Below are 23,700 nucleotides of genomic sequence, written 5' to 3'. Positions count from 1 at the left end.
CGTAGAGTCGGTTAAAATCTACCGCCGCATCTATTTTCCGCAGCAGATGATCTTTCGGCACCAAACTTTCTGTATCCACGATTTCTACGATTCCACGATCCAGCTTCCCTCTTCAAGCATCTTTCATCACCCATGCTTATTTTACCATATAAATGCGAAAAAGCCCAGCTATGCTCGACTTTTTCGACAGCCTGGGCATTTCAAACTGCGTTTGAAATGCCGCCGCCCAGGCGACTTTTTCTTCCACCGGGCGCGACGCATTCTTTTTCTCAAGAAGAAAAAGAATGGGGGGCGCAAAGCCGCCGGGCTTCCCCGGCACTCCCCCGCGCCCCGAACGGGCGCACCACCGCCCCCCGCGCAGGGGGCCCAAAAGAAAGGATCTCTCATGGAATCAGAACCCACCCGATCCCCCTGCCGCTTGGGGGCGCTGAAGGCGGCTTTTCCCGTCACCATCCCGGTGCTGACGGGCTATCTCTGTCTCGGTCTGGCCTACGGACTGCTGATGCAGGCCCACGGCTACGGCCCCCTGTGGTCCACGCTCATGAGCGCCATCGGCTTCGGCGGCAGTATGCAGTACGTGGCCATCAATCTGCTGGTGTCCGCCTTTGACCCCCTCCAGGCCTTCCTGCTGGCCATTATGGTCAACGCACGGCACATCTTCTACGGGCTCTCGCTTCTGGGCAAATACAAGGGCCTGGGCGCCGCCCGGCTCCCCCTGATCTACACCCTCAGCGACGAGACCTTCTCTCTGGTGTCCACGGTGGCCCCGCCGGAGGGCGTGGACCGGCGATCCTTCTATCTGGCCGTCTCCCTGCTGGACTACTCCTATTGGGTCATCGCCACCGCCCTGGGCGGCCTGCTGGGGAGCCTGCTGACCTTCGACACCACCGGCATGGACTTCGCCCTGACGGCCCTGTTCGTGGTGCTGTTTCTGGAACACTGGAAAAAGCCGGAGAACCGTCCGGCGGGCCTCATCGGCATCGGCTGCACGGTGCTGGCGCTGGTCCTGTTCCACGACGATCTGGTGGTCCCCGCCATGGTGTTCATCCTGGCGGCGCTGCTGGGAGGGAGGAAAAAACTATGTACCTGACGCCTGTCCAAACATTGGCCATCATCCTGGCCGTGGCTGTCGGGACCCAGATCACCCGCTGGCTGCCCTTCTGGCTGTTTCCCGAGAACAAGCAGCCTCCCGCGGTAGTGATCTATCTGGGGCGGGTGCTGCCGCCCGCCATGATGGGCCTGCTGGTGGTCTACTGTCTGAAGGACGCCGCCTGGCTGACCGCGCCCCACGGCGCACCGGAGCTGCTGGCCATCGCCGTGGTGGTGCTGCTCCACCGCTGGCGGGGCAATGTGCTACTGAGCATCGCCGGGGGCACGGCGGTGTACATGCTGCTGGTGCAGACTGTGTTCGCCGCCGGTCTGTGAGCTTCCGCCGGTCTTTGCAGAAACACGCTCCCACGGCACAGGCCGCGGGAGCGCGCTTTTTTGTCTCTTTTCACAGCTCCGGCGTGGGCATGGCCCTCAGAGCCGCCGCCTGGGCCTGCAGCTCCTGAAAGCTGGTGACATTGCCGTCGGACCGCCGCAGTCTGCTCTGGACCTCCGGCGGCAGGGTCTGGAAATACTCGTAGGCCGACAGATCCTGGTCCAGCAGATCCGTCAGGCAGAGATAGGCCCCGGTCTCGCTTTTCATGCTTCATCACCCCGGCCTTATCTTGTCCCGGCGGATCGGCTTCCATGCGCGGAATTTCACGAAATCCGCCGCATTCCTGTCCGTCCGTTTTCTGTATAAAAGGCCCCGCGCCCTTTTGGGCGCGGGGCCTTATCCCGTCGGGAATCGTGCCTGACTCAGCAACAGCCGTTGTTGTTGCAGCCGCAGTCGTTGTTGCAGCCGCAGTTGTTGCCGCAGCCGCCCCAGTTGTTGTTGCCGCAGCAGCAGAACAGCAGGATGATAATGATGATCCAGCAGCAATTTCCGCCAAAGATGCCGTTATTATTCCACATATCCGGACCTCCCATGAAATGTAGGCCGATCGGCACCGGCCTCAGTCCATCATATGTGCGGTCCGGAAAAGTGTGTCACCCCAGTGTACGGTCTCCCGGCACCAGACGCCGGGCGGCCGCGGCCTCCTCCGCGGTGTAGACGCCCTTGGACATCAGGAGGTCTCCCAGTGTTTTGCTCGTACCAGCGGCAGTGGTGTCCAGCGCGTAATAGGAGATGTACACCAGCTGTGCCCGCAGGAAAGGCGTGCCCGCCAGGGCGGACGCCTCCCGTCCGGTAAGCAGTCCGCAGTTCTGAGCCCTGGCCAGCGTATCGGACAAGTCCGTGTTGGCGACGGAGCTGTAGCCCAGCGCCCGGAGAACGAACTCCGTGTACTGGTTGACGCTGACCGCCTGGCCGGGACGCCACTGGGTGGCCGTGAAGCCGTTGGTGTAGCCTTTTTCATAGGCGTAGCCCACGTATTTGGCGGCCTCGGAGCCCTTCGCCAGATCCGTGAAGGGGATGGTGCCGCTCCAGGACAGGGCCGCGTCCTCCTCCCCCAGCACCCGGATGAACATGATGAGGGCCTGGAGACGGGTGGGGACCTTCTCCAGATCAAAGCCCTGGCCGTAGCCGGTGAAGCTGCCCCGGAACAGGTGCATGGTCTTCAGTGCGGAGGCCATGGCGTTGTAATCCACGGCGTCCGACAGCGTCAGCGTGTAATAGCCCGCATAGTCCACCACAGCGGTGGCCGAGGTGACGGTGAACAGGGCGCTGGTGTCCTCCGCCACCAGATAGCGGTGGTTGGCCGTCAGCACCGTGCCGCTGGGCACTACCGCGCCGGCGGTGGCATCCACCACAGCGCCGGAGGAATAGACCACCGTCACGTCGCCGGCCAATGACATGGCGCTGAGGCCGGTGTAGCCCACGAGGATGTCGTTCTCCTTCAGGCGCTGTTCCGTCCAGGTATCGGCGTACTCCGCCACCAGAACACCGGCGCCGCCGGAGTCCCGCTCCTTCGCGGCGTCCAGCAATGTCTGGTCCGCGTCGTCCAGCCGGTCCTCCACCGCCGCGTCCACAGCGGAGGCGTATGTACCGTTCAGATAGCTGAGGGAGACCAGGGAATCCTGGGCGTCGTTTCCCGCCGCCGCGGCCCAGATCAGCAGTCCGGAGACCGCCAGAAGCCCCAGCAGGGCGATCCGTGTTTTCTTTTTCATATCACTGATTGGAAATCCGGTAGCTGAGGGTCAGCAGGCTGTCCGCGAAGTGGATGTTCTCGAACTTGACCTCCGGCCGGTTACTGACCAGCTCGATGTTGGTGAAATTCCAGAAGCCCTGAATGCCCAGGCCGATGAGCCAGTCAGCGGTCTCCTGGGCCACGGACTGGGGGATGGTCAGCGCCACCACGTCCACATGATGGTCCTTCAGGAAGTCCTCCAGGGTGTCGATGTGGTAAATGGGGACGCCCCGGATCTCCGTTCCCACCACAGCGGGAGAGACGTCGAAGGCGGCGTCCACGGTGAAGCCGGTCTGGGAGAACACGAAGTTCTGCAGCAGCGCGTGTCCCAGATTGCCTACACCGATCATGATCAGATGGTGGTCGTTGTCCACGCCCAGAATATGTCCGATCTCCGCCCGCAACTCCTCCACATTATAGCCATAGCCCTGCTGTCCGAACTCCCCGAAGCAGCTGAAATCCTGACGGATCTGCGAGGCTGTGATATTCATCTCCTGCCCCAGCGAGTGGGAGGAGATGCGGATCACGCCGCGGTTACAGAGGTCCGTCAGCTGCCGGTAATATCGGGGCAGCCGCCGGATAACGGCATCTGAGATGTTTTCCTTCTTCAAAACGGATCACTCCTTCAAAACGGCAGGCTGCGTTTAGCTTGTCTTTATAATTGATATCAGTGTACCGTAAAACGGCAAAGTTGTCAATTTTTTTAACAATCTTTCAAAATATTTTTTGAAAAAATTTCAATTTGGGCTTTACAGTCCGGAAATCTTTTGCTATAATATCATCTGCACTTGCAGATAGAATTGTATATGCGCCCGTAGCTCAGTTGGATAGAGCGTTAGACTCCGACTCTAAAGGCCGCTGGTTCGAATCCAGTCGGGCGTACCACGAAACCCCTTGAACCGCAATGGTTTGAGGGGTCTTTCGTTTTTTCATGGTCAAATTTTTCCCGATTAGCAGGCAAAAAGTGCACAAAATAGTGCACAACTGTACTGAAACCGGCAAAAACCTTTGATGCACCGGAAAGAAAGGTGTTATCAATGGCAACTATCAGCGAGAACAAAAAGAACGGGAAAACGGTCTCCTACCGCTTCATTGTCTGCCTGGGCAGAAATGCACAGAAGAAACAAATCCGGCGTTTTCAGACCTGGACACCCCCAGAGGGCATGACCCCCGCAAAGGCCAGAAAAGCCGCTGAACGTGCCGCAGACGCATGGGAACAGGAGATCAGGGCGGAATATCAGAAGGAACTGGAAGCCGCCGCAACCGGGCAGTCCTACTCTTTGCCTCCTGAGAAACGCCGTGATGATTTTGTTTCCTTTGTCAGCGAGACGTGGTATCCCCTCTATATCTGCAATGGCGACCGCAAGCAGACCACCGCAGCTTACTATGGGAATATCACAAAATCCATGACCGCGTATTTTAAGGGCGCTGTTTTGCAGGAGATCAGTCCCGTGCAAATCCAGCAGTATTTCCAATTTCTACGCAAAGAGCATGAAGCCAAGTGGAATAAGCCAATGTCTTCCAAGTACCTCCATCATTACTATGGAACACTGAAAAACATTTTCGGATATGCCGAGAAAAACGGCTTCATTTCCAAGAATCCTATGAACCGTGTGGATGCGCCGAAAATGGTCAAAAAGCCCGTGGATGCTCTGTCTCCCGAACAGGCAGCAGAATTTTTCAAAAAGATGTCCGCCTGTCCTCCGGATTTTCAATGTATGCTGCATCTGCTCATCACCACCGGGATACGGCGGGGCGAGTGCATCGGTCTGAAGTGGAAAGACATTGATGAAGGAAATGCTGTCCTGCATATTGAGAGGGGCGTCGCATATACGCCGAAAGCAGGGATCATTGTCAGTACTCCGAAGACAAGCACCAGCATCCGAACCGTTCCCTTGATGTCAAGTACATTGAATCTTTTACAGTGTCTGAAACAGCAGGTACGGACACAGCATCCAAACACAATACTAAACGATGCCTTTATTTTTCCGGGACAGGACAGCCTGTTTTCTCCCCGTGATCCCAATGCCGTCACCCGCCGCGTCAAACGGTTCATGAAAAACAATGGTCTTCCTGATCTTTCCCCACACGACCTTCGCCATTCCTGCGCTACGCTGCTGCTTGCTCAGGGTGCAGATGTGAAAAGTGTGCAGGAGATATTGGGACACGCCGATGCAAGTACAACGCTGAACTTCTACGTTAAAGCGGATTTGCAGCAGATGCGAAACGCCACGGAGAAATACGCCGCTGCATTCAATCTATGAGACCCGTTTCAAGCAAAATTAATTTTATGAGTCTATCTTACCCGACTCGCAGTACCCTCGCAGTTTGTGGTGGCTTTCATTTTAAGCTCAGAATTGTAAGTGCACATCCAAAGCAAACTCCCTGCCGTCTCGAAATTTCGTTGAGACAGCAGGGATTTTTTGCATTTTTTGAATGTGACCGCCAGATAAGACTCTATCCTATCAGGTAACAACCGGGAGATGAATCAGTGTTCAATACCACGCTTTTGACGAAAAAGTACTTAGTATTTACAGCACTGCTGTTCCGACGCCAAGAATTTAAAAAAACTGCCCATTTTCAAAGTGAGGTTTTTTGTGGGGAAAAGACAAATCAAAATTGGTAAAAGAGAGGTAGCCTCTTACCCTGAACGAAACGACGCTAAACAGCTCGGACATTTGTGTGTCCAGGATGCTGCTCGCAGAGCACACCACACAGGGCTTGCCTTTGTATGGTGCATTCTTTGTTCCAAAGAGCTTACTTCAATAAAAGTTTTTGATTTAAGTGTCCAACTTGATTTTGCAATTGCCAAATGATATTATTAAAAAGGATAGAATTATCACCATGACGCAGAGTATTTTAAGTTCCAACTTCCTGAAGATACACTAAAGCTGACATTTTGGTGGCAACAGTGCGATAGTACTTGATTCTTATATAGATTATATAGAATCTGAATCTGCGAATACGTAAATAATCAGCAGGGAGGGTAGCATGATTAACGATAAAAATAGGATGAATTCTACAGAAGACAAAGAAGAAATCGATGAGGAAATAAGAGAAGGCATCGAGCTTAAAGTATCAAGTCTCCCTTCTTATCAGAGAGATATCGTAAGAAAAATTCTCAATAATCAGTGCGCGTTTTCCGCTTATGTCATCGACCGGTGTTTTGAATTAGTGCATAAAAACGGCGGTGATATCTACCCAGGCGAGTACGGTGCACCGGAATATATCAATTTTATTGATAAAACAACCGGTGAAAAATACTGTGCCAATATTACCTATATCTCATATTCAGAAGATGAATGGTCTATAACCCCTAGTGATGACGCCATAATTTCACTTATATTTCAGGCAAATTCTTCTAACATCGACGAAGACACAGATAGAGAATGTAACGATGACATCGTTGCTTTGGATTTGGACGGTTTTTACCGTTCAAAAGGAAATAGCGATGTGCTCTATTACACCAGTGATGATCCCGAATGGAATAATCAATATGATAGCATTTGGTACAACCTCAATGAAAGCAGGCTGCTGGTAAATGCACCTTCTCCCGTTGCACCTAATTTAGCACCTGCTTTAAAGTATTATAACACGTTGCTACGCGATCTTACCATATCAGGAACCGAATATAACTTTTCAGCTAGTATTGATCTAAAATTGTTTCGCCAGCATTATGATGTCTTCAAAAACTTGATTCCCAACGAATCTGTTATCGTACTTCCTATAAAAGCCTGGTATTCAAAAGGAATAATCAAAAGTATTTCACTTTTAACATATAATTATGACAGCGAAATTAGCCAGGATGACTCTTTCTTTGAAGGAACATTTTCTCCCCTTGAAGAAAGCAGCTATTTTAAAGCACTAAAAGAAAACGGGGTTTTGCTGCCCGCCTACGATGAGCTTGGAAAACTGGATATGGTGGAAATGAGTGATAAAGCCTCTTTGCGCCTTATCCAAGCCATTACAGATAGCAAAGTTGAGTCCTGTGAAATCCAGGATAATATTAACGGTGAAAAAGTACGGCTGAGAAGGATCGTTTTGGGAATTAAAAATGTTCTTCTGGAAAAAGTCGCCAATCCAAAGCTGGTTGAATTGATCTGCTCAAATGACTTCCAGATACAGATGAGTTCTATGCCGACATATGTCCAGGACGCAGATTATGTTGAGCAGCTCAAGAAAGAGTACCCCCTTCTGCGTGATAACGGTGAGCAGTTGGAAGCCGTTGATAAGATCATGCAGATGGAGAAAAACAACACCGATGTCATGCTGATCCAGGGCCCGCCGGGAACAGGAAAAACGGAGTTGATTCTTTCCCTTGCAAAAGAACTGATGAAGGCGGGAAAAACCGTTCTGATTACGTCGAATGTTCATGTTGCATGCGATAATATCGTTGAACGCCTTAAAAACAATAAGGACTTTGCTTTAAAAAATTATACAGCCGTCCGTGGGGACCAGTATGAAGCAGAGTTTGTGGAAAATCAAAGGCGGTATATCAAGAATCAGGTTTTGGCTTGCTTCGAATACGAAGATCAAGGCCAGAGGATTCCCGTGGCATCTGCAGAGGCATATAAAGTCTTTGGCGGAAAAATTGACAATCTTTTAGAAAAAAAGTCCCATTTTCTGGATGAAAAACAAGCTTATCAAGATAAACTACAGAAGTACGCTGACCTGATCAAAAAGCAAACTGATCGGAAAGTGGAAATCATTCAGGCTAAAACTAATCTTGAGAAGATGAATCATAAGAAAGCCGAAATTGAAGAATTACTTAGCCGTCAGAATGCTGAAATTGAGCAAAAGAAGCGACAACTAGAGGACAACCGGGCGAAGGCTGCTGATATTGAGAAAACGCTTTCCGACCTCGAAAATAAGTTTACGTCTGATCAGGATAAGTTGAGTGTTTTTTATAAACAGAAAACAGAATTTACTAATTCAATCGCTGCCAAATATGCCGACATTCAGCGCGCCCAGGATGATATTCAGCACTTCAGGCTAGAAATGCAGACACTAAATGGGAGAATTGAACTGCTTTCTGGAATTAATTGTGAAAAGGTGAAATCGCTGGTCTATAAAAATGTTTTTGAGGGAGAGGCATTTCCCGCTGAAATCATTGCTGATATCGATTTGTCCTCTATGCTGCGTCATTTGACTGATGAAATTTCTCCATTGGCGCAAGTATATAGAATTCTTCAGAAGGATAATGATTTTTGGGAAGGAAAAAGCGATATTTCAAATGCAACGCTTGACTTTCTTTATTTCAGTTTTAAATCTTCAACAGCAATTGAACACCTGAGCAGCTTTATTGATAAAGAGGTTCTTCTCTCAATCGGGGAAATCTATGAATACACACAGGCATCTGATGCGCAGAAATCAGTGATGTCAGTTTTTGCTTTTATCAAATTCAAAGGGCACGGTGCGAGTTATTATCAAAATCTAGTTGGTCGTCTAAACCATGAATTGAAAAGGATTAAATTTTGCTTACCTGATTTCGTATCAAGCTGTGTCATCAAATATTATAATGCAGCACATTTGGAGAACATGATTCAGTTTCTGCACAAAGAGATTATCAGAAGAATGCAAAAAGTCTCTGACAGCGAAGCGATTATCAGAAACAGCAATGCATTTATCGAACAACGAAAAGGAGACATTGAGGATATCAAAAGAACAATCGATGAACACACAAAGTTGCTTTTTTCTCAGCAAGACGCTATCTGTACAAAGCGCCAAGCTCATAAGGATATTGTCAGCAGAACTGATGACATTTTAAGTGAAATTGCCGATTGCAGCCAGGATGCAATCACTTTATCCAATGATCTTTGTGATGCGGATCAGTCCATTGCGGTAATCAGTTCGGAAATCCAGCACAAACAAGAAGAATACATTCAAAGCGGGCGTGTACTTGCAGAGAACTATTCTGTGTCCCGTGTCTCCGAATACAGAGCTGCTATGGATCGCTTGGACGCGAAAGTAAGCAAAATTGACAAGGTCGTTTCTTCGTGGCATGAGGTCCTACGACGCATTGATGACAGGGTACAGATTCTTTGCGACAATCACTGGGGTAGAGAAGACGCCTATTCAGTCGTATTGAATTATATTCAGGAACTAAATACGATTGCTGAGTCTGATGATTCCGCGATTAAGCGCTATTTTGATGGCCGGGGACAGGCGTTTAATAAAATGTTTGATATTAGGAGCAACGAAAAAGGCTCTCTGATTTCCATGACAACAAGCCAAGTTGCACGGCTGCTGAACAACACTACTGTAGACCTGTCCTTCGACTACGCCATTGTCGACGAGGCTAGCAAGTGCCGTTTTGAAGATATCATCATCTCCCTTCCCAAAGTAAAGCACTTAGTTCTCATCGGTGATTTTATGCAACTTGATCCTATGTATAAAAACTACAAGGACATCGATCTTGTTTATCAGAATATGTTCACAGATACGCAGTGGGATGACCTGAATAAATCGACGTTTAGCAAGCTCCTGTCTCAATTGGTCCAATACAATGAGAGTAACGGAATCGATGGCTTTGAATCTAATCCCTGTGTGGCCGTCATGAAGAAGCAATACCGCATGAATCGTGAAATCTTTGATATTATCGCGCCGATCTACTCGATTCACAAGGGCTTCGATCTAATTGATGAAAAGAAAACTACTTATAATGACGTGATGTGCATCAACATAGAGGGTAAAGAAGATCAGCCGGACGGGAGCACCTCTTATTCCAATATCAAAGAAAGAGATGCCATTGTTTCGGTTCTGAAGGCGCTTAAGGAAAAGAGCGATGATTATCCAAATATCAAAACAATTGGCGTCATTACTGGATATAGGCAGCAGGAAAAAGCTATCCTAAAGGGACTCAAGTCTGTGCGGTTCCCCCATTTGGAAATAGGAACTTTTGATCGCTTCCAGGGAAGAGAATATGACTTGGTAATTGTCAGCCTGGTAAGAACCGATCGCCTTGGCTTCACTCAGGATATTCGGCGAATGAATGTAGCTTTTTCAAGAGCAAAGAGCCATCTACTGGTTTTCGGAAATTTTGATGCGCTGAATAGAATTGCTCTGAAAACTCACAGCAAAGCATCCGAAGAATGCAGCAATGAAACTGCAGCAGAAAACAACTTTGTTGCAAACGTCTTGATTCCCAAGCTATACGGAAAGAGGGAAACATTTGTCTCTGAACGGGAAAGAACGGAGTCTATTTTGAATTTTATTAAGGAGAACGATGATGAATAGTACTTCCTATACCAAGGAAAAAAAGCTGAGGTTCTCCGCAGTGGGGATTCATTTAACAGACATACCCGTTATGAAGAGCGTGCGGCTTTCTTTCTATGAAAAGTACATTGTGCTTTTGCTGCAGAAAGGATTCAGTGCGGGTTCCTTTGATGAGCTAGGCCAAAAGCTCTCAGAATTTCTCAATGTCAGCCTAGATTGCGTCCGTGAATTTTTGAACTTCTTACAGGAGCGGCACTATTTGCTGTTTGATGAATTCCTGCAGCGGTTTGTTTTAGGCAGCTCCTTTCACGTATCAATTAAGCCGGAAAATGGCAATACAATGTTTGCTGGCCTGGACGTAAAGCAGGCGGACTGTGATTCTATCCTCTATATTGAGGAGGCAGACGATTTTTTTCTGGCAAGCGACTTCTTACCGGATATCTACCATCGGACAGATAGTCCTAGCATCTTACTACCCACTGACGTATGCAACGCCGCCGCTGCAAGAAGCAAAAGGATTTGCGAGTTAATCGTGCGTGACTTTCAGGACACGGACAAGTATCTGCAGCCAGAATTTACATACCGCGTGGAGTGCATTGTCAGCCCTGTTTATCAATATGATTTTTCTGCGTTGATTCAGTACGAATATTCAAGAGAAAACAATCAGTCGGTCAGAAAAGCAACAATATGCGCCGATAATCTTTTACCGCAGAAACTGATAGACACATTGTCAAAACCATACGATATCGATGACAGTTTGCCCCGTTTCATCGCACTAGATGAAAAGCTTTATGAAAAGGTTCGTCCTGCTACCGAACGATTAACCGCTCTGGAAGCTGATATAGGAAGGGCCGCTCTTGCTAAAGAACCAATTAGTCAAGAAATCAAAAAATACAAAGACGAACTTAAACAGGAAAGCCGCGAATATAAAAAGCGGCGAGAGGGCAAAGACCAATCCTACAATGAATCAGTACAGCTTTTGAATGGTAAGGAAAACGATATCAACAGCTATGAATTATTAATCGCTAATACGGAAAACCATGAACTGATTGCTCATCTCAAAGACACGGTTGCAGAACTTCAAAAAGAACGAGATCGCCTATCTTGCATTGTTGAAAGTAATAAAGATGCTCTTAAACAATTGGAAAGCGGCTATATGGATAAAGTAAAGACGCTTCAGTCCTTGATCGATCAAAAGCAAAGTGAAATTGATCAGATTATGGAAAATGAAGACACATGGAGAAACAGCTTCGATGATCTTTCAAAGGAATATAATCATCTTCTTTCAAAAAACAAAGGAAAACTAACTTTGATCACAAAGAAAGTTATTGAAAAGTATCCATCGACGCTGAATATTTTTAACCGGTATATCTGCGATATCTGCCTACAACTCGATGAAGCTGTATCTGCGTCAGAAAACGGAGCATTTGATGAGGTCGGACGTTGTATCGATATGTCGAGAGAACTATATCGAAAAGTTATGAAAGTTGTCTTTGATACTCTTCTCTCTAAAAATCTTCAAAATTTGGGGAGCTATTTTTCTGATCCGTTTATACGAGCAGAAATTGACGATGTATTCAGAAAACGTAGCATCAAAACCGAGTTAAGGAGCAAACTGGAATCGTTCCATGCTCTTGCAAACGCAATCGGACATTCCACTGAAAATAGTTCCCGTAAAAAAGAAAACGAAAAGAGGTTGGAGGACTTCAAACATTTGTCTGTTGCCGATAGAAATACTCTTTTGCTTTGTGTACCAACATTTTTTAATTCTATTTGCTTTTCAAAAGCGGAGATTGTCTCAATTACAGCTAAATTAAAAGTATAAGCTATCCATGTTTTTATTCCAGCATATCTTTTATAGTGTTTTACTTTATGCCTGCATGTTTTATCTCTGAGATTTGCCATCTTATAGAGGCAGTCCCCCTAATCTAGTCATTATTATGACTTCTTTTGCAACACTCGTTCCATTTTCGAGCAACATAGTGAGTGAGCAACCGTGTCAACCGGCAACCGAGTGTTTGAAAAAATTAAGATGAACTATCGGTTGCTGGGTTGACACGGTTGGGTTCTTACCCGTGGAGGAACAAAACAGACGGATAGAAGTCAAGTATATGCTGTAGCCCTGTGTGGACCGTAACGCAATCCATACAGGGCTGTTTCCTGTACTTATACATCCAACTGGAGATGTCCCTCAATCGCCTGCTCGATTTCCTGCTGCTGAATCCCGATGTACCTCTGCGTGACGGCGGCGGAGCTGTGCTGTAAGAGCTTCTGGACAAGAGCAATATTGTAGTTGCTGTTCTTGTAGATTTCCGTTGCGTAGAACTTACGAAAGCTATGTGTGCTGATGTCGGGAATGTCCAGATAGTCACAGACAAGCTTCAACTGCTTCTGGACGGCTCTGGTGGTGATGGGGAAGATAAGGGCATCCGAGGAAATATTGTGGTCAAGGCAGTAACACCGGATAAACTGGTACAACGCCAAGGGGACAGTGAATGTTCTGGCCTTCCCGGTTTTCTGCTCAGTGATGGAAAGCCGGTAACGCTCCCCATCCCTGACGATATCCCGGAGACGCAGCTTCACGATGTCGGAGATACGCAGGCCAAGATTTGCTTCCAGCATGAGAGCTGTTGCGGCCCGTTCATTGGGACGGCATCCGGTAAAGCCCTGCTTCATGGTACTGATGATTTCCCGGTACTGTTCAGCAGTCAGGGCAACGGTTTTCTTGTTCATCAAAACGGCTCCTTTCAGTGCCAGAATACGAACTTCCAGACGGCAAAACACGAACTCTGGAGTGTGAATATCTGAATCTCTTGCTATTGCTGGATTTTCATATTCGTTTTTGTAGAATTATACGAACTGGGGGTGTGGCTCCCATACCTGTTCGGTAGTCCAGAGTATGGGAGCCAATAGCGTTAGGGCTTACCTGTAGACGTAGATATAGAGCAGGAACAGCAGAACGGGCAGTTCGATAGCCAGCATGTACCCCTGAAAGCTCATGGCGAAACCTCCTTTCTATTTTTCATCAATAACAGCCGCAGAATGGCTTGGAAACCATCAGGTAGGTAAAGTACTTCCCAGTCTCCAAACCGATTCTGCGGCTGTTAAATACGCAAAACGCAGTTGAACCTTAACCTGCAAGAACCATGACCTCACGGCAGTCCACACAGGCAATGTTCACCATCTTCGTAGCCCGTACAGAATTGCCGCAGCAGGGACAGATATACTTCCGACTGCTGGAAGGACGCGGCGGGACCGGTGCCATTCCTCCGCTGCTGTGAGTGCCTGTGCCGGGAACGGAGATTCCGTAGAACTCATTCCGGGTAATGAGAATGTCGGTCAGTCCGGTTTCCAGAATGAAATCCAACAGGCCATCACTGGGATGGGTAATCGTCCAGCCATATTTCGGGTCATGCTCTACGATAAGGCCATGGGACTCGGCAACAGCTTTGAAGCGCTTGTTGTGGTACAGGTTTCCTCTGCTGGTATCCTGAATGCCGTTGACACAGCAGTAGTAGTGCACCATCTCATGGAGCAGGGTGGCCGCAACATCCTCAATGGGCCTTGCCAGCGTTCCGGCTCCGATATTGATTTCGTGGGACACACCCGTAGCAGACACCCAGGTATCGGGACGCATAGAGAAATGTCCGTAGGCTTTGGGAGTGCTTTGGATGGTGATGGTGGGTCTTGTAAGTGCACTTTCAAAGTAGTGCTGGTTCAGCAGGTCAAATATCTTGTTGAGATAGCCTGCCGCACGATTGTAGCTGGTCAGTTGCTTCATTGTGATTCTCCTTTACAAAGTGAAGGGGACCGTGCTACAATGAACACAGTCCCCTTGGGATTGGATAAGTCTCTTGCATTCAGCTTTGACCGGCAGTAATGCAAGGGGCTTTTTCTTATTCCGAGATAGAGAAGCGCCGGGATTCCACAGCCTTGCAGAACGCCTTGTACAGCTCACCGTGGACCTTCTTAAAAGCGCTGCTGTCAAACCGGTTGCTGATGACAGAGGTCCAGCGGATGATATACTTGCCAGCGGCCAGCTCCTCCACATTCCGCTCCTGCATTTCGGTCTTGATGCTGTCCTTGATGGCATTGGCCTCGGCGGCAGCTTCGGCAGCGAGGGTTTCCCACTCCTGCATTTTGGCGATACGGGCTTCCAATTCATTGATGCTCATGTGTAATTGCTCCTTTCAAATTTTGGTCAGCAGACGATGTTGCAAAGCGCCGGATAAGGAAACGGGTGCTGTGCGGTAGCAATGAGGCGGATATGTTCTTCAATCAGACGGATGTCATCAGGGGTCAAAGATGCAAAGTCCTCTCCCCCATCAGCAGATACGATCATGAGATTGCCCACCAGCATGGGCTTTCCGGTTTCGCTGACAGCGGAGATTTTGGGAGAGGCTTTCAGCAGCCCTTCGTCATCGACAATCACGCAGAACTCCTTCTTATCAAGGATCAGATAGGTAACGTCAATCAAGTCACAGTTCAGGACAGCATAGAGATCGTCGAGGGTATTGTTGATGGTAACGGGGCCGGACAGGTCATCGAAAACGTCTACGAGATAGCCGGTGAGTTTTTTGCTTTTCATAGTGATGTCTCCTTTTTGATGTTAATTTTCAAGAGTTACTGCGGGTCCTTCGGGGGACGGCTGGTGATGAACATGCCGATTGCAATCAAGACAACGGTAGTAATCATAGACACATCGAAGAAGTTCAGCTCATCGCCGTGCTGGGAGATGTAGATGCTCAGAAACATGATGCCGATGTACATACCCACGGGGATTCCTCCTTTCCTGATAGTTTTGGGTGCGTATATATGAAAAGACCACCGGAAAATGAATCCCGATGGCCTTGAAATGTTTATATCAATTCTGAAAAGATTGGACTTTACATATTTGAGAGCGATTTTCTTTCTTCTTATATGTATAATGACGTTTCCGTCGGAAGGGGCAACTGAATGGAGTCAGAGGAGTCTTTTCAGAGCCCACTGGCGATATACATGACTCCTCCATATTAAACCTACAGTGCTTTTCTCTATCTAATAAAGAAATCACTCAATCAAATTTTTCTCAGTGGCCCCAGCTGCATAGCATATTGGGGCATTTCCAAAAAATATTTTATTATAAATAAAATAGATATTGACAGCGGATTCTCTTTATGATACTATAAAGTGAAAAATTTTATAAATCACTTGACAATCCCATTAGGTTGTGCTATACTCTTTTATAAGATAGAATTTACGCTTTTGAAAGTGGTGATTTCATCAGTAAAGATAAAGGATATAGACAGCACTGTTCAGGTACATTTGTCGTACAAAAGAACTACTTTTATAAACTAACTTCTTGCTGATGAAACGAATCATCAACAGGGAGTTTTTTCTATCTCTAAATGCTGTTTTCCTAAGCGTGATCCCTCACTTATGGGTAACCTAATTTTCAGAAACGGCCCGATTACTAAATATATAATTCAGAATTCCATATAGTGAAATACCTCATATCATGTTTTGAAAGTACTCCTCTCATTTCACGGGATGATCTTTTGATATAATTGAAGGGCCCTTCCATTCTTTCATGCCTTGGAACTTGCTTTATTCGCAATAGTCATTGGGTATTTTAACCGTATCTGTTCTTCCAGATAGACAATGAATAGACAATATACAGACAATGGAAAACAGTAAGTATATACAACTCAAAACGAACACTGCGTGTTTCGTTTTTGAAATTTTAAATGAATAGGAGTGATTTTTATAGAAGCATAGTCTACGCAAAATAAAGATACACTATCGATGCTCTCAAGTAAAAATCAAGATGATGTGGAATTAGTATTCCGAATCCATGACTACAACAGAAATTATACCGGGTTCATTAAATTGCCGGACAAGTTGGTGAATTTTCCTCAATTGACATTAATGGACAGATTGGTCTATTCAGCACTGAGAAATTACACCTATGATCCGAAATGCAATATGAGGACTAACGTCCGGAATGAAACAATTGCAGACCGTCTTGGAATTGGAAAAACAACGGTATCTCAGAGCATCAGCAAATTACAACGATTGGGAATTATCAAACTCAGAGAAAACAAAAAGCGTCATGAACGAATTATCATTGTAATAAGAGATTTCTACGAAGAACAACCGGAAGAAACAGTTTACTACAAGGAACATCCGAGAACATCTGGCGATTCATTTGATGATGATGAATTCCCATTTTAAAGAAATAGGAGGAAGTTTTTATGATAAATACATTATCAATATTTATTAAGTTCAAATGCAGCAGAGAAAAAATGCAGTAGGTTCTTACTGCTATTGATTACAAAAAGGTAGGCAAAGATACTGAGACAATTAATCTCACTGCATATGTGGCAATATAGCGATGAATTATCTCGATTATCAAATAATAAAGGAGAATAAAATATGGAAAGAAATACAATCTTCCCAACAGATTAGATTAATACTAAACCAAAAAATGAAAAGGCCGTTTTCGGCTGGTTCCGCTTCGGCACCGATCACGGCTACTGGATTTATGATTCTGTTGAAGAATTAGAGAAAGAAACAGGCATGGTTGGTCTATCTAAAGAACTCACCTATGGAATCTGGATAACAGATGAAGAAACAGACATGACTGCAACATTGCTGTCGACCTTTAATGAGTGTCTATTTATGGGCCACCAACTCTATTTTAAAAGAAACATTGGCTATTATAGCCGTGGCTTTCAACCAGCTTTTATTGGAAGGCATCGAATTAATCCTCAAGTGCCTTTGGAGGAGTTCGAAATGATACAACAGCAATGAATGTTTTCTATGGGAATCCTTTAGAGTACTGTCCACCAAAGTCAAACTCCAATAAAGGCATGACAGAGTTTCTGAATAAAAGTTCTTCCAAAGTATTATCCATAAAAACGGCCTCATGCAGCGGACCTTTTGTGTGGAATGGATTTGACACAGAGGAGCTACCAGAAGAACCGGATGAGCTGTTGGGCGTTTCGTTATCATCCGGGGCGGGGTTATAGGGATAATACCCTTCTTCCGGCCCAGTGACATTATCGCCCGGATTGGCCAGCCAGTATTCCATTCCGCTTTCCAACGTAGGATCAGGAACATCCAACTGGATCGTCTGGTCGCCATCAACAGGGATCAAGCCCGTAATCTGACCGTTCCTGATAACGGGAACGCTGGAGTATTGACGAGTCAATTCCTGCGGTTTTCCTTCCTCATCCACATAGATGTGCGTCACTGTCAGATCCATGACCCCGTTGTCCGTACCGATCAGCGTCAAGTCAAAACTGCCTGCATCGGTATTCAAATCTACAGTTACGATCCGGTTCGCCCCCTCGCCCATGGCTGTCATCGTTCCAAGCGCTGTCGTTTTGCTTCCGTTCAGATCCCGGCTGTCCAGCACCTCATCGCCGCAGGCAACAATCATTTCCACCGGGCAGTGGCTGACGATCTTCAAGGCCGTATATTTTCCCGAAGAGAACGAGCCTTTGTTGGTATCCCAGTGGCAGAGACTCTTGTTATCCACATGAGCTGCAAAGGCACGATAGGTCCAGTAGCCAACGTTCAAGTTGTGGTAGGAACCTCCTTTTTTTGCTTGACCGCCTTCATAGCTGATGAAATAGAATCCCTGTTCATCCTCAGATTCACCAAGAAAAACGATCCAGTGCATTCTTCCGTTTTTATAGTTGTAGTTGATCGTTTCACCCGGGTCCACATTGACCTCGAAGTATTTTTTGAATTTGTCAGCATCGCTTTCGATCCGAACTCCCTTGCTATATGAGGATTTTCCGTCTTTACCATAGACATAATTGCTGACAAAATGGGCATAGGAGGCGCACCCCTTGGAACTCGCAAATTTTACCGTCTGCCCGAGTCCGGCATCTTCAACAGATGTTCCGCAGTTGCCAGCATTTTGGAGTGGCCAGGTGGCAATGGTATTCCTTGTTGCGCCAAAGCAGCGGGGCTGGAAAGCAGCTTTGTAGAGCACATTGTAAAGCTTTCCGGCTATCGCGTCAAACTCCTTCTGAGAAGCATTTCGCATGGAATGACTGATAGCAGCGTACAAAAAGTCATATTGCTGATTCTTTTTGATGACCTTTTCACCGTTCGCCTGTGAGATGTCCTTGGAACCGTTCGTACACCCGGTCTTTTTTTCGGTAAACAGTTTACTGATGTCCATACCGGGGTTCACGGTGATACTGTAGGTTTTGACAGCCTCCCCGATCTTGTTAATGACCTTGACCGTGAATACAAATGTACCTGTTTCCTTTGGTGTTCCGCTGATCTCACCGGTATCTTGGTTAAGCGCCAGTCCCGTGGGCAGCGTTCCGGAAGCATGTTTCCATTGGAGGGGCGCGGTACCGATCACCTCAATAAATGCACTGTAATGCACATTTTTTGTGGCGGAAGGCAGGGCCTCTGTTTCAATGATCGGCTTGATACAGGGAAGTTCCACCGTTTCGTCCCTGTACACACAAACAGTACATTCCTGATGCCGCACGCCGGGGTTCGTGCCGAACGCCGGCGTATCGACAACCCACTGGAGGGTATGTCCGGCTATTCCGGTCTTATACGCGCAGCCCGCATGGACGCAGGCGTGCCAGTGTTTCTCCGAATCATATGTCCAGGTCTTTTGCATCTCATGCAGCGTGATCATGACACACTTGCTGGCTGTATAGCTTGGCAGCAGCGTGTATGCAAGTTCATCCATGCTGTCGCCGGTCCAGATCTCCGCTCCGTTGGGGAGGATGGGATTCCGGGCGAATGCAGCCGCCTGATCGGAACGGACCGTCAGAGAAGAAGCGGCGTCCGCCGGCATGACCGTCAGCCCCTTCGCATCGATCACGACACCTTCCATACAGCGCAGCGTATTCTGTCCGGTGACGGAAAGCGTCAGCGCATCCAGACCGGACTTGATCACCGGGTCTTTGATCCCACCCTGCAGATCGGCATTTTTCAGGAACAGTGTGCCGGTCTGCGGGTCAAAGGACGCCATGCCATTATTCAGGATATCAGCCTGGTTCCGGCTGGTCACCTGCTCCCCATAGACCCAGAGATCATACTCCGTGGCCTGCGTGGGCGAGCCGGTGATGTCCCACCGGACGTTCTCATCCGGGGTCACGGCAAGATCCTCTCCGCTGGCAAGGATCTCGCCGGAGATGGTCAGCGTCACAGGCTCCGAGCAGTTGGTGCCGCCTGCGGTACCGCTGATGGTCACGCGGATGGAATTGTCATCCTGATACGCGTTTTCGGCGGTGGTCAGCTTCCAGATCCCGCCCTGCGGCTTATCCAACGCAAGGTATTCGGTCAGTTCTGTCCCTGCGGGAATGCCGGAAGCCGTCCACTCGCCCCATTCAGATTCTACGGTGATCTCCCTGTATCCCGGCAGCTTGCTGAAATCAAAGCGGTCGCCTGTCAAACTCAGATCCAATGTAGCCGACACAGGCTGGAGAGCCGTACCGATGATCTTTTCACCGCTGAGAAACGCGGCGCGGACGCCCATCTTATCTCCCGAGCGGATCTCCAGGTATCTGTAGCCCTCGGGGGACTCCGCATTGGTATAGGGCTTATCTGTGCTTTTTATGTAGGTTGGGTTGGCGAGCATACTGTACTCGTCGACATACCACTCGTAAGCATCCTTGATAGCGATCCCATTCCATTCATCCAGACAGCCCCAGACAGCCAGACTGCTGTTCTCCATGGTGAGCGTGCAGCCTGTGATGCCGGGTTCGCTGCTGAAGTCGCTGAGGTCATCGCTTTCACTCTCGGCGTAAATGAACAGAGTGCTGTTTTTCATCGTGATGTTTCCGCTGACCGCCGCGCCGGAACCGGTTCCTCTTTTAATTCTTACCGCATCGCCGCTGCCGCTACGAAGGCAGTCAGTCAGGGAGATATTTCCTGAGACCAGAGGCGTCGTTCCGTCGTCATCCCGCAAAAGGGATATGCGCTCTGAACCGGTTGCCGTCAAATCACCCACCAGAAGCGGGCCATCTGCTCTGCAATCCTTGAACTGGGTATATCGTTCGTCGGTCGTATCACGGAACTTGTTCTGATTAACCAAGGACAAACTGCCACCCGTCACAGTAATGTTTCCCTCAACAACGGGAATGTCTCCGGTCGTACAACCGTCAATGCCGAAGTTGCCGCCATATTTCCCGTTCTCGATGGGGGACAGCGTGATGTCACCGTTGACCATGGGGCCGCAGTAGCTCTGCATGTTCAAGTAGCCTGTCTTCAACTCATATATGCCGCCGATCAAAGCCGCTGTCGTCTCGCTTTGATTGATGATCTGTAGATAGTCTGTTACCTCTGCCCTCAGATCACCTCTGACACAGGCGCCGTCTGTTTCATTATTGATGACAACGTTTTCTGCATGGACCACAGCGTTGCCGTTGATAGTGTCATAACTCGTATCATCCGAAGCATACGGGTAATCATAGGTCGTAATCCAAACCCGATCCGCCTGACTTATGGTCAGATCGCCCCACACCGCAGTACTGTCGGACGCTGAGATCCCCAGTTGCATATCGCTACCGTTCGGCGTGAGGTCAAAATTAATCGCCGCGCTGCTGCTGACACGCAGTGCAGGGACACCGCTGCCATACAGGCTGAGGGAGCCGGAACCCTTTACCGTAAGTGTACCGGATGTAACGCGCAGCGCGGCCGACATGCTATCATAATGACTGGCGAAGATATACACTTTCCCGAAAACCGTCAGAACGCCGTCCTGATAGTGCAAATAATTGTTTCGACCCTCCGGTGCAGTATCCGAGCGGGATTCCATGTCAATGTCGGTTCCTTCAATGACAGTTCCGTCATCGAGGGTGTAGTCATTTTTCGTCGAATAGTAACCCTCTTCCAGCTGCACACCCAGGATGAAGGCCATCGTATCGTTTGCCGCCATTGCCGTTGTGGGCAGCAGACCCGCCAGCATCAAAACGCACAACAGCAAAGAAACCATTCGTTTTCGCATCTCTCATTTTCCTTTCTCGCATTTGATGATTTCAGCAGGAGTATGGTTTCCGATCCGCGTGGTCACCTCTTTCCTCCGCCGCATAAAGGGCTTGCACTGCACGGCAACTTTGTGTATATTTATAGCGTAAATTCCCCATTGCGGCGACCTCTTTTGCACAATTTGCACGATTTTCAGCATAACTCGCACAACGATTCAGGAGGAATGCTTTATGACACGCCTTACCCCTCTCGTTCTGATCGGAAACGCCATTTTTTATTTCATCATGGCCGCTGCATACTGCCGGATCCTCAAGCGCCGGTTTTCCTGGCCGGTCACGCTGCTCGGATTTCTGATCGGCTTCCTGGCCTATGTGCTCCCCCCAGAGTTGATGCCCTACGCGGACATTGAGCGGGTGTTGTTTGCGCTGGTCACCATCCCCATGACGCCCATGGTGTTGTTCCGGGACAAATGGTATAAATCCCTGCTCTGCGCTGCCGTCGCACTGGTCTCCATGTCGGTGTCGGATCTGTTCTCGGTCTCCGTTTTGCTGACGCCGGAGCAGCTCCAGCAGGGCCTTACCTTTCAACCGTTCCCGGTGCAGCTGGCTGTTTTTGCCATCTTTTTAACGACGGACGCGTTTCTGATGTGGGCCTTTACACTGCTGATGAACCGCTATAAGAACCGGCTTTCGGGAAAGGAATGGCTGCTGTATCTGAGCTTTCCCATCAGCCAGTATCTTCTGCTGTATGGCTGGATCATCCTCTGCCGGGTGGATTTCAGCCTGCGCCGCGTCCTGGTCATGCTGCTTGGTCTGGCAGTCTGCGTAGTGGCGGACGCCGCGCTGTTCGCCGCGATCCGCGGCATGGCGCAGCGAAGCGAACTGAAAGCGAAAAATGACCTGTTGGCCCGGCAGATCGACCTGCAAAAGGAGCACTATTCCGCTATTACAGCCCAATATGAGAATATCCGCCGGATCCGCCACGATATTTCCAGCCATCTGTATACCATGGAGGCCCTTTTGAAGGAGGGGCAGTATACCGAGGCTGCCGCATATTCCGCCGAGGTATCCGAAGCCTGCCGCTACAGATCCAATCTGGGCAGCTGTAAAAATCCCATCGTGGACGCCTTTCTTTTTTCCAGAACCGAGGAACTGAAGACACAGGGCTATGAAATACAGACACAGGTCCGTGTCCCGGCTCGCACCGGCATTCCGGATGCCGATATGGTGGTGGCGTTCGGAAATCTGCTGGACAATGCCGTGGAGGCCTGTCAAGCCGCCGGGCGAAAACAGATCGCCCTTTCCGCGCATATGGAAAAGGGGTATCTGCACATTGAAGAGCGCAATCCCGCTCCCGCAGTCTCCACTTCCCGAAAGCGCCGCATCCCGGAGCTGGAACGGGGCATCGGCTTTCACATTCTTCAGGAACTTGCCGGAAAGTATGACGGAAGTCTTGCCGCTTCTGTGGAGCAGGGCGATTTTACCGCAAGCCTGATCCTGAAAGGAGCTGCAGAGGTATGATTCCTATCGCTGTCTGCGACGATGAACGGGTACACGGTCTGCGGACCAGAGAGGTCATTCTCAGCCACGGCGGGGTACGGGATCCCGTGGTCCAACTCTTTGAAACGCCGGACGCTCTTTTGGACGCCATCCGCCTGCGGAATTATTGCCCCCGGGTGGCCGTGCTGGACATCCGGATGGAAGGTACGGACGGGATCCGACTGGCAGGACAGATCAACGACTTGCTGCCCCAGTGTGCCGTTATTTTCCTGACCGCGTTTCTGGAATACGCCACCGATGTCTACGAGACGCGGCATGTCTATTTTATTCTGAAAAACGAGCTGGAGCAGCGGATCGGCAGCGCACTGGAAAAGGCTCTTGACGGGAAGGGGATGCCCCCGCGCCTGCATCTGTCTTCCGGTTCTTCAGTCAAAAGCATTCTGCTTCGGGATATCCTCTATCTGGAGCGGATCCTGCACAAGACAAGGGTTCGGATGCGTAATGGCACAGAGATGGTGACCGCACCTCCTGCCGAACTGCTGAAAGACGTGACGGAGGGCACTTTTATCCGCTGCCACCAAAGCTATTGGGTCAACTACGAACACATCAACGCCATGGAAAAAAATGAGTTTGTGCTGTCCGACGGAACGCGGATCCCCATCAGCCGCACCTTTCGTGACAGCGCAAGGGCTGTTTTTTTCTATGATATGTGGAGTGGTACCCTTTAAGTGCAGTCGCAAATTCCCCAAAAATCTGTTAAAGTGAAAAACAAAGATGGAGGGGATCACAATGGGAAAGTACAGCAAGGAATTCAAGGAAGA

At 48.7% G+C, this 23,700-nt stretch carries 19 protein-coding genes and 1 tRNA gene; 10 read left to right on the top strand and 10 right to left on the bottom strand.

The genetic code is table 11. The annotated features are described in order from the left end of the window. Window positions 1-385: 385 nt before the first annotated feature. Window positions 386-1,090: an AzlC family ABC transporter permease gene (locus tag ACTNBU_RS09550; RefSeq protein WP_441033317.1), complete on the top strand. Its 705-nt coding sequence runs from the start codon at window positions 386-388 to the stop codon at window positions 1,088-1,090. Continuing rightward, on the top strand, window positions 1,081-1,425 hold the full coding sequence (locus ACTNBU_RS09545) for a branched-chain amino acid transporter permease (RefSeq protein ID WP_441033314.1): 345 nt from the start codon (window positions 1,081-1,083) through the stop codon (window positions 1,423-1,425). The genes ACTNBU_RS09550 and ACTNBU_RS09545 overlap by 10 nt, the downstream gene beginning before the upstream one ends. Before the next feature lie 70 nt (window positions 1,426-1,495). Here ACTNBU_RS09545 and ACTNBU_RS09540 read toward each other — a convergent pair whose 3' ends face one another. The 4 genes from ACTNBU_RS09540 to ACTNBU_RS09525 all read right to left on the bottom strand — a co-directional run bounded on the left by ACTNBU_RS09540 (window position 1,496) and on the right by ACTNBU_RS09525 (window position 3,826). Next, a complete protein-coding gene (locus tag ACTNBU_RS09540; protein WP_441033312.1) occupies window positions 1,496-1,690 on the bottom strand; it encodes a hypothetical protein in 195 nt (64 codons plus the stop codon). Window positions 1,691-1,845: 155 nt separating this feature from the next. After that, window positions 1,846-2,001, bottom strand: coding sequence for a hypothetical protein (locus ACTNBU_RS09535; RefSeq protein WP_441033311.1), 156 nt, complete (start codon window positions 1,999-2,001; stop codon window positions 1,846-1,848). Window positions 2,002-2,076: 75 nt separating this feature from the next. After that, window positions 2,077-3,195 carry an S-layer homology domain-containing protein gene (locus ACTNBU_RS09530; protein WP_441033308.1) on the bottom strand — a complete coding sequence of 373 codons (1,119 nt, stop codon included), beginning with the start codon at window positions 3,193-3,195 and terminating at the stop codon, window positions 2,077-2,079. A gap of 1 nt (window position 3,196) precedes the next feature. Beyond that, window positions 3,197-3,826, bottom strand: a complete 630-nt coding sequence (locus ACTNBU_RS09525) for a redox-sensing transcriptional repressor Rex (RefSeq protein ID WP_441033305.1) — start codon at window positions 3,824-3,826, stop codon at window positions 3,197-3,199. Window positions 3,827-4,023: 197 nt separating this feature from the next. Between ACTNBU_RS09525 and ACTNBU_RS09520 the strand changes: the two genes are divergently transcribed. From ACTNBU_RS09520 to ACTNBU_RS09505, 4 genes are all read left to right on the top strand, one after another. Continuing rightward, window positions 4,024-4,100, top strand: a tRNA-Arg gene (locus ACTNBU_RS09520). Window positions 4,101-4,252: 152 nt separating this feature from the next. After that, entirely contained in the window at window positions 4,253-5,479 is a 1,227-nt protein-coding gene (locus tag ACTNBU_RS09515; protein WP_441033302.1) for a tyrosine-type recombinase/integrase, read from the top strand. A 727-nt stretch (window positions 5,480-6,206) separates the two neighbouring features. Further along, entirely contained in the window at window positions 6,207-10,451 is a 4,245-nt protein-coding gene (locus ACTNBU_RS09510; RefSeq protein WP_441033299.1) for an AAA domain-containing protein, read from the top strand. Then, a complete protein-coding gene (locus ACTNBU_RS09505) occupies window positions 10,444-12,255 on the top strand; it encodes a hypothetical protein (protein WP_441033296.1) in 1,812 nt (603 codons plus the stop codon). The genes ACTNBU_RS09510 and ACTNBU_RS09505 overlap by 8 nt, the downstream gene beginning before the upstream one ends. Window positions 12,256-12,596: 341 nt before the next feature. Here ACTNBU_RS09505 and ACTNBU_RS09500 read toward each other — a convergent pair whose 3' ends face one another. From ACTNBU_RS09500 to ACTNBU_RS09480, 5 genes are all read right to left on the bottom strand, one after another. Next, window positions 12,597-13,163: a tyrosine-type recombinase/integrase gene (locus ACTNBU_RS09500; protein ID WP_441033293.1), complete on the bottom strand. Its 567-nt coding sequence runs from the start codon at window positions 13,161-13,163 to the stop codon at window positions 12,597-12,599. A gap of 397 nt (window positions 13,164-13,560) precedes the next feature. Continuing rightward, the gene (locus ACTNBU_RS09495; RefSeq protein ID WP_441033291.1) at window positions 13,561-14,211 is read right to left on the bottom strand and encodes a SprT-like domain-containing protein; all 651 of its coding nucleotides are present in this window, start codon (window positions 14,209-14,211) and stop codon (window positions 13,561-13,563) included. A gap of 115 nt (window positions 14,212-14,326) precedes the next feature. Next, a complete protein-coding gene (locus ACTNBU_RS09490; RefSeq protein WP_441033288.1) occupies window positions 14,327-14,605 on the bottom strand; it encodes a hypothetical protein in 279 nt (92 codons plus the stop codon). 26 nt (window positions 14,606-14,631) lie between these two features. Beyond that, entirely contained in the window at window positions 14,632-15,018 is a 387-nt protein-coding gene (locus tag ACTNBU_RS09485; RefSeq protein ID WP_441033286.1) for a DUF3846 domain-containing protein, read from the bottom strand. A gap of 35 nt (window positions 15,019-15,053) precedes the next feature. Further along, window positions 15,054-15,206 carry a hypothetical protein gene (locus ACTNBU_RS09480; protein WP_441033283.1) on the bottom strand — a complete coding sequence of 51 codons (153 nt, stop codon included), beginning with the start codon at window positions 15,204-15,206 and terminating at the stop codon, window positions 15,054-15,056. Window positions 15,207-16,241: 1,035 nt separating this feature from the next. Between ACTNBU_RS09480 and ACTNBU_RS09475 the strand changes: the two genes are divergently transcribed. After that, complete coding sequence (locus ACTNBU_RS09475; protein WP_441033281.1) at window positions 16,242-16,643, top strand: helix-turn-helix domain-containing protein; 402 nt, start codon at window positions 16,242-16,244, stop codon at window positions 16,641-16,643. 345 nt (window positions 16,644-16,988) lie between these two features. Continuing rightward, window positions 16,989-17,222, top strand: coding sequence for a hypothetical protein (locus tag ACTNBU_RS09470; protein WP_441033278.1), 234 nt, complete (start codon window positions 16,989-16,991; stop codon window positions 17,220-17,222). A 7-nt stretch (window positions 17,223-17,229) separates the two neighbouring features. Here the strand turns inward: ACTNBU_RS09470 and ACTNBU_RS09465 are convergent, their stop codons facing one another. Next, window positions 17,230-21,387 carry an Ig domain-containing protein gene (locus ACTNBU_RS09465; RefSeq protein ID WP_441033275.1) on the bottom strand — a complete coding sequence of 1,386 codons (4,158 nt, stop codon included), beginning with the start codon at window positions 21,385-21,387 and terminating at the stop codon, window positions 17,230-17,232. A 223-nt stretch (window positions 21,388-21,610) separates the two neighbouring features. On the opposite strand from ACTNBU_RS09465, the gene ACTNBU_RS09460 reads away from it, so the two are divergent. Beyond that, window positions 21,611-22,900, top strand: a complete 1,290-nt coding sequence (locus tag ACTNBU_RS09460) for a sensor histidine kinase (protein WP_441033272.1) — start codon at window positions 21,611-21,613, stop codon at window positions 22,898-22,900. After that, window positions 22,897-23,607: a LytR/AlgR family response regulator transcription factor gene (locus ACTNBU_RS09455; protein WP_441033269.1), complete on the top strand. Its 711-nt coding sequence runs from the start codon at window positions 22,897-22,899 to the stop codon at window positions 23,605-23,607. Before ACTNBU_RS09460 ends, ACTNBU_RS09455 begins: the two co-directional genes overlap by 4 nt. Window positions 23,608-23,700: the final 93 nt, after the last annotated feature.

Origin of the sequence: Dysosmobacter sp. HCP28S3_G4 (assembly GCF_052065175.1) — a bacterium.
In the GTDB taxonomy this organism is placed as follows: Bacteria; Bacillota; Clostridia; order Oscillospirales; family Oscillospiraceae; genus Oscillibacter.
The sequence above is the reverse complement of the archived record's forward strand: the minus strand, read 5'-3'. Positions and strand labels throughout refer to the sequence as shown.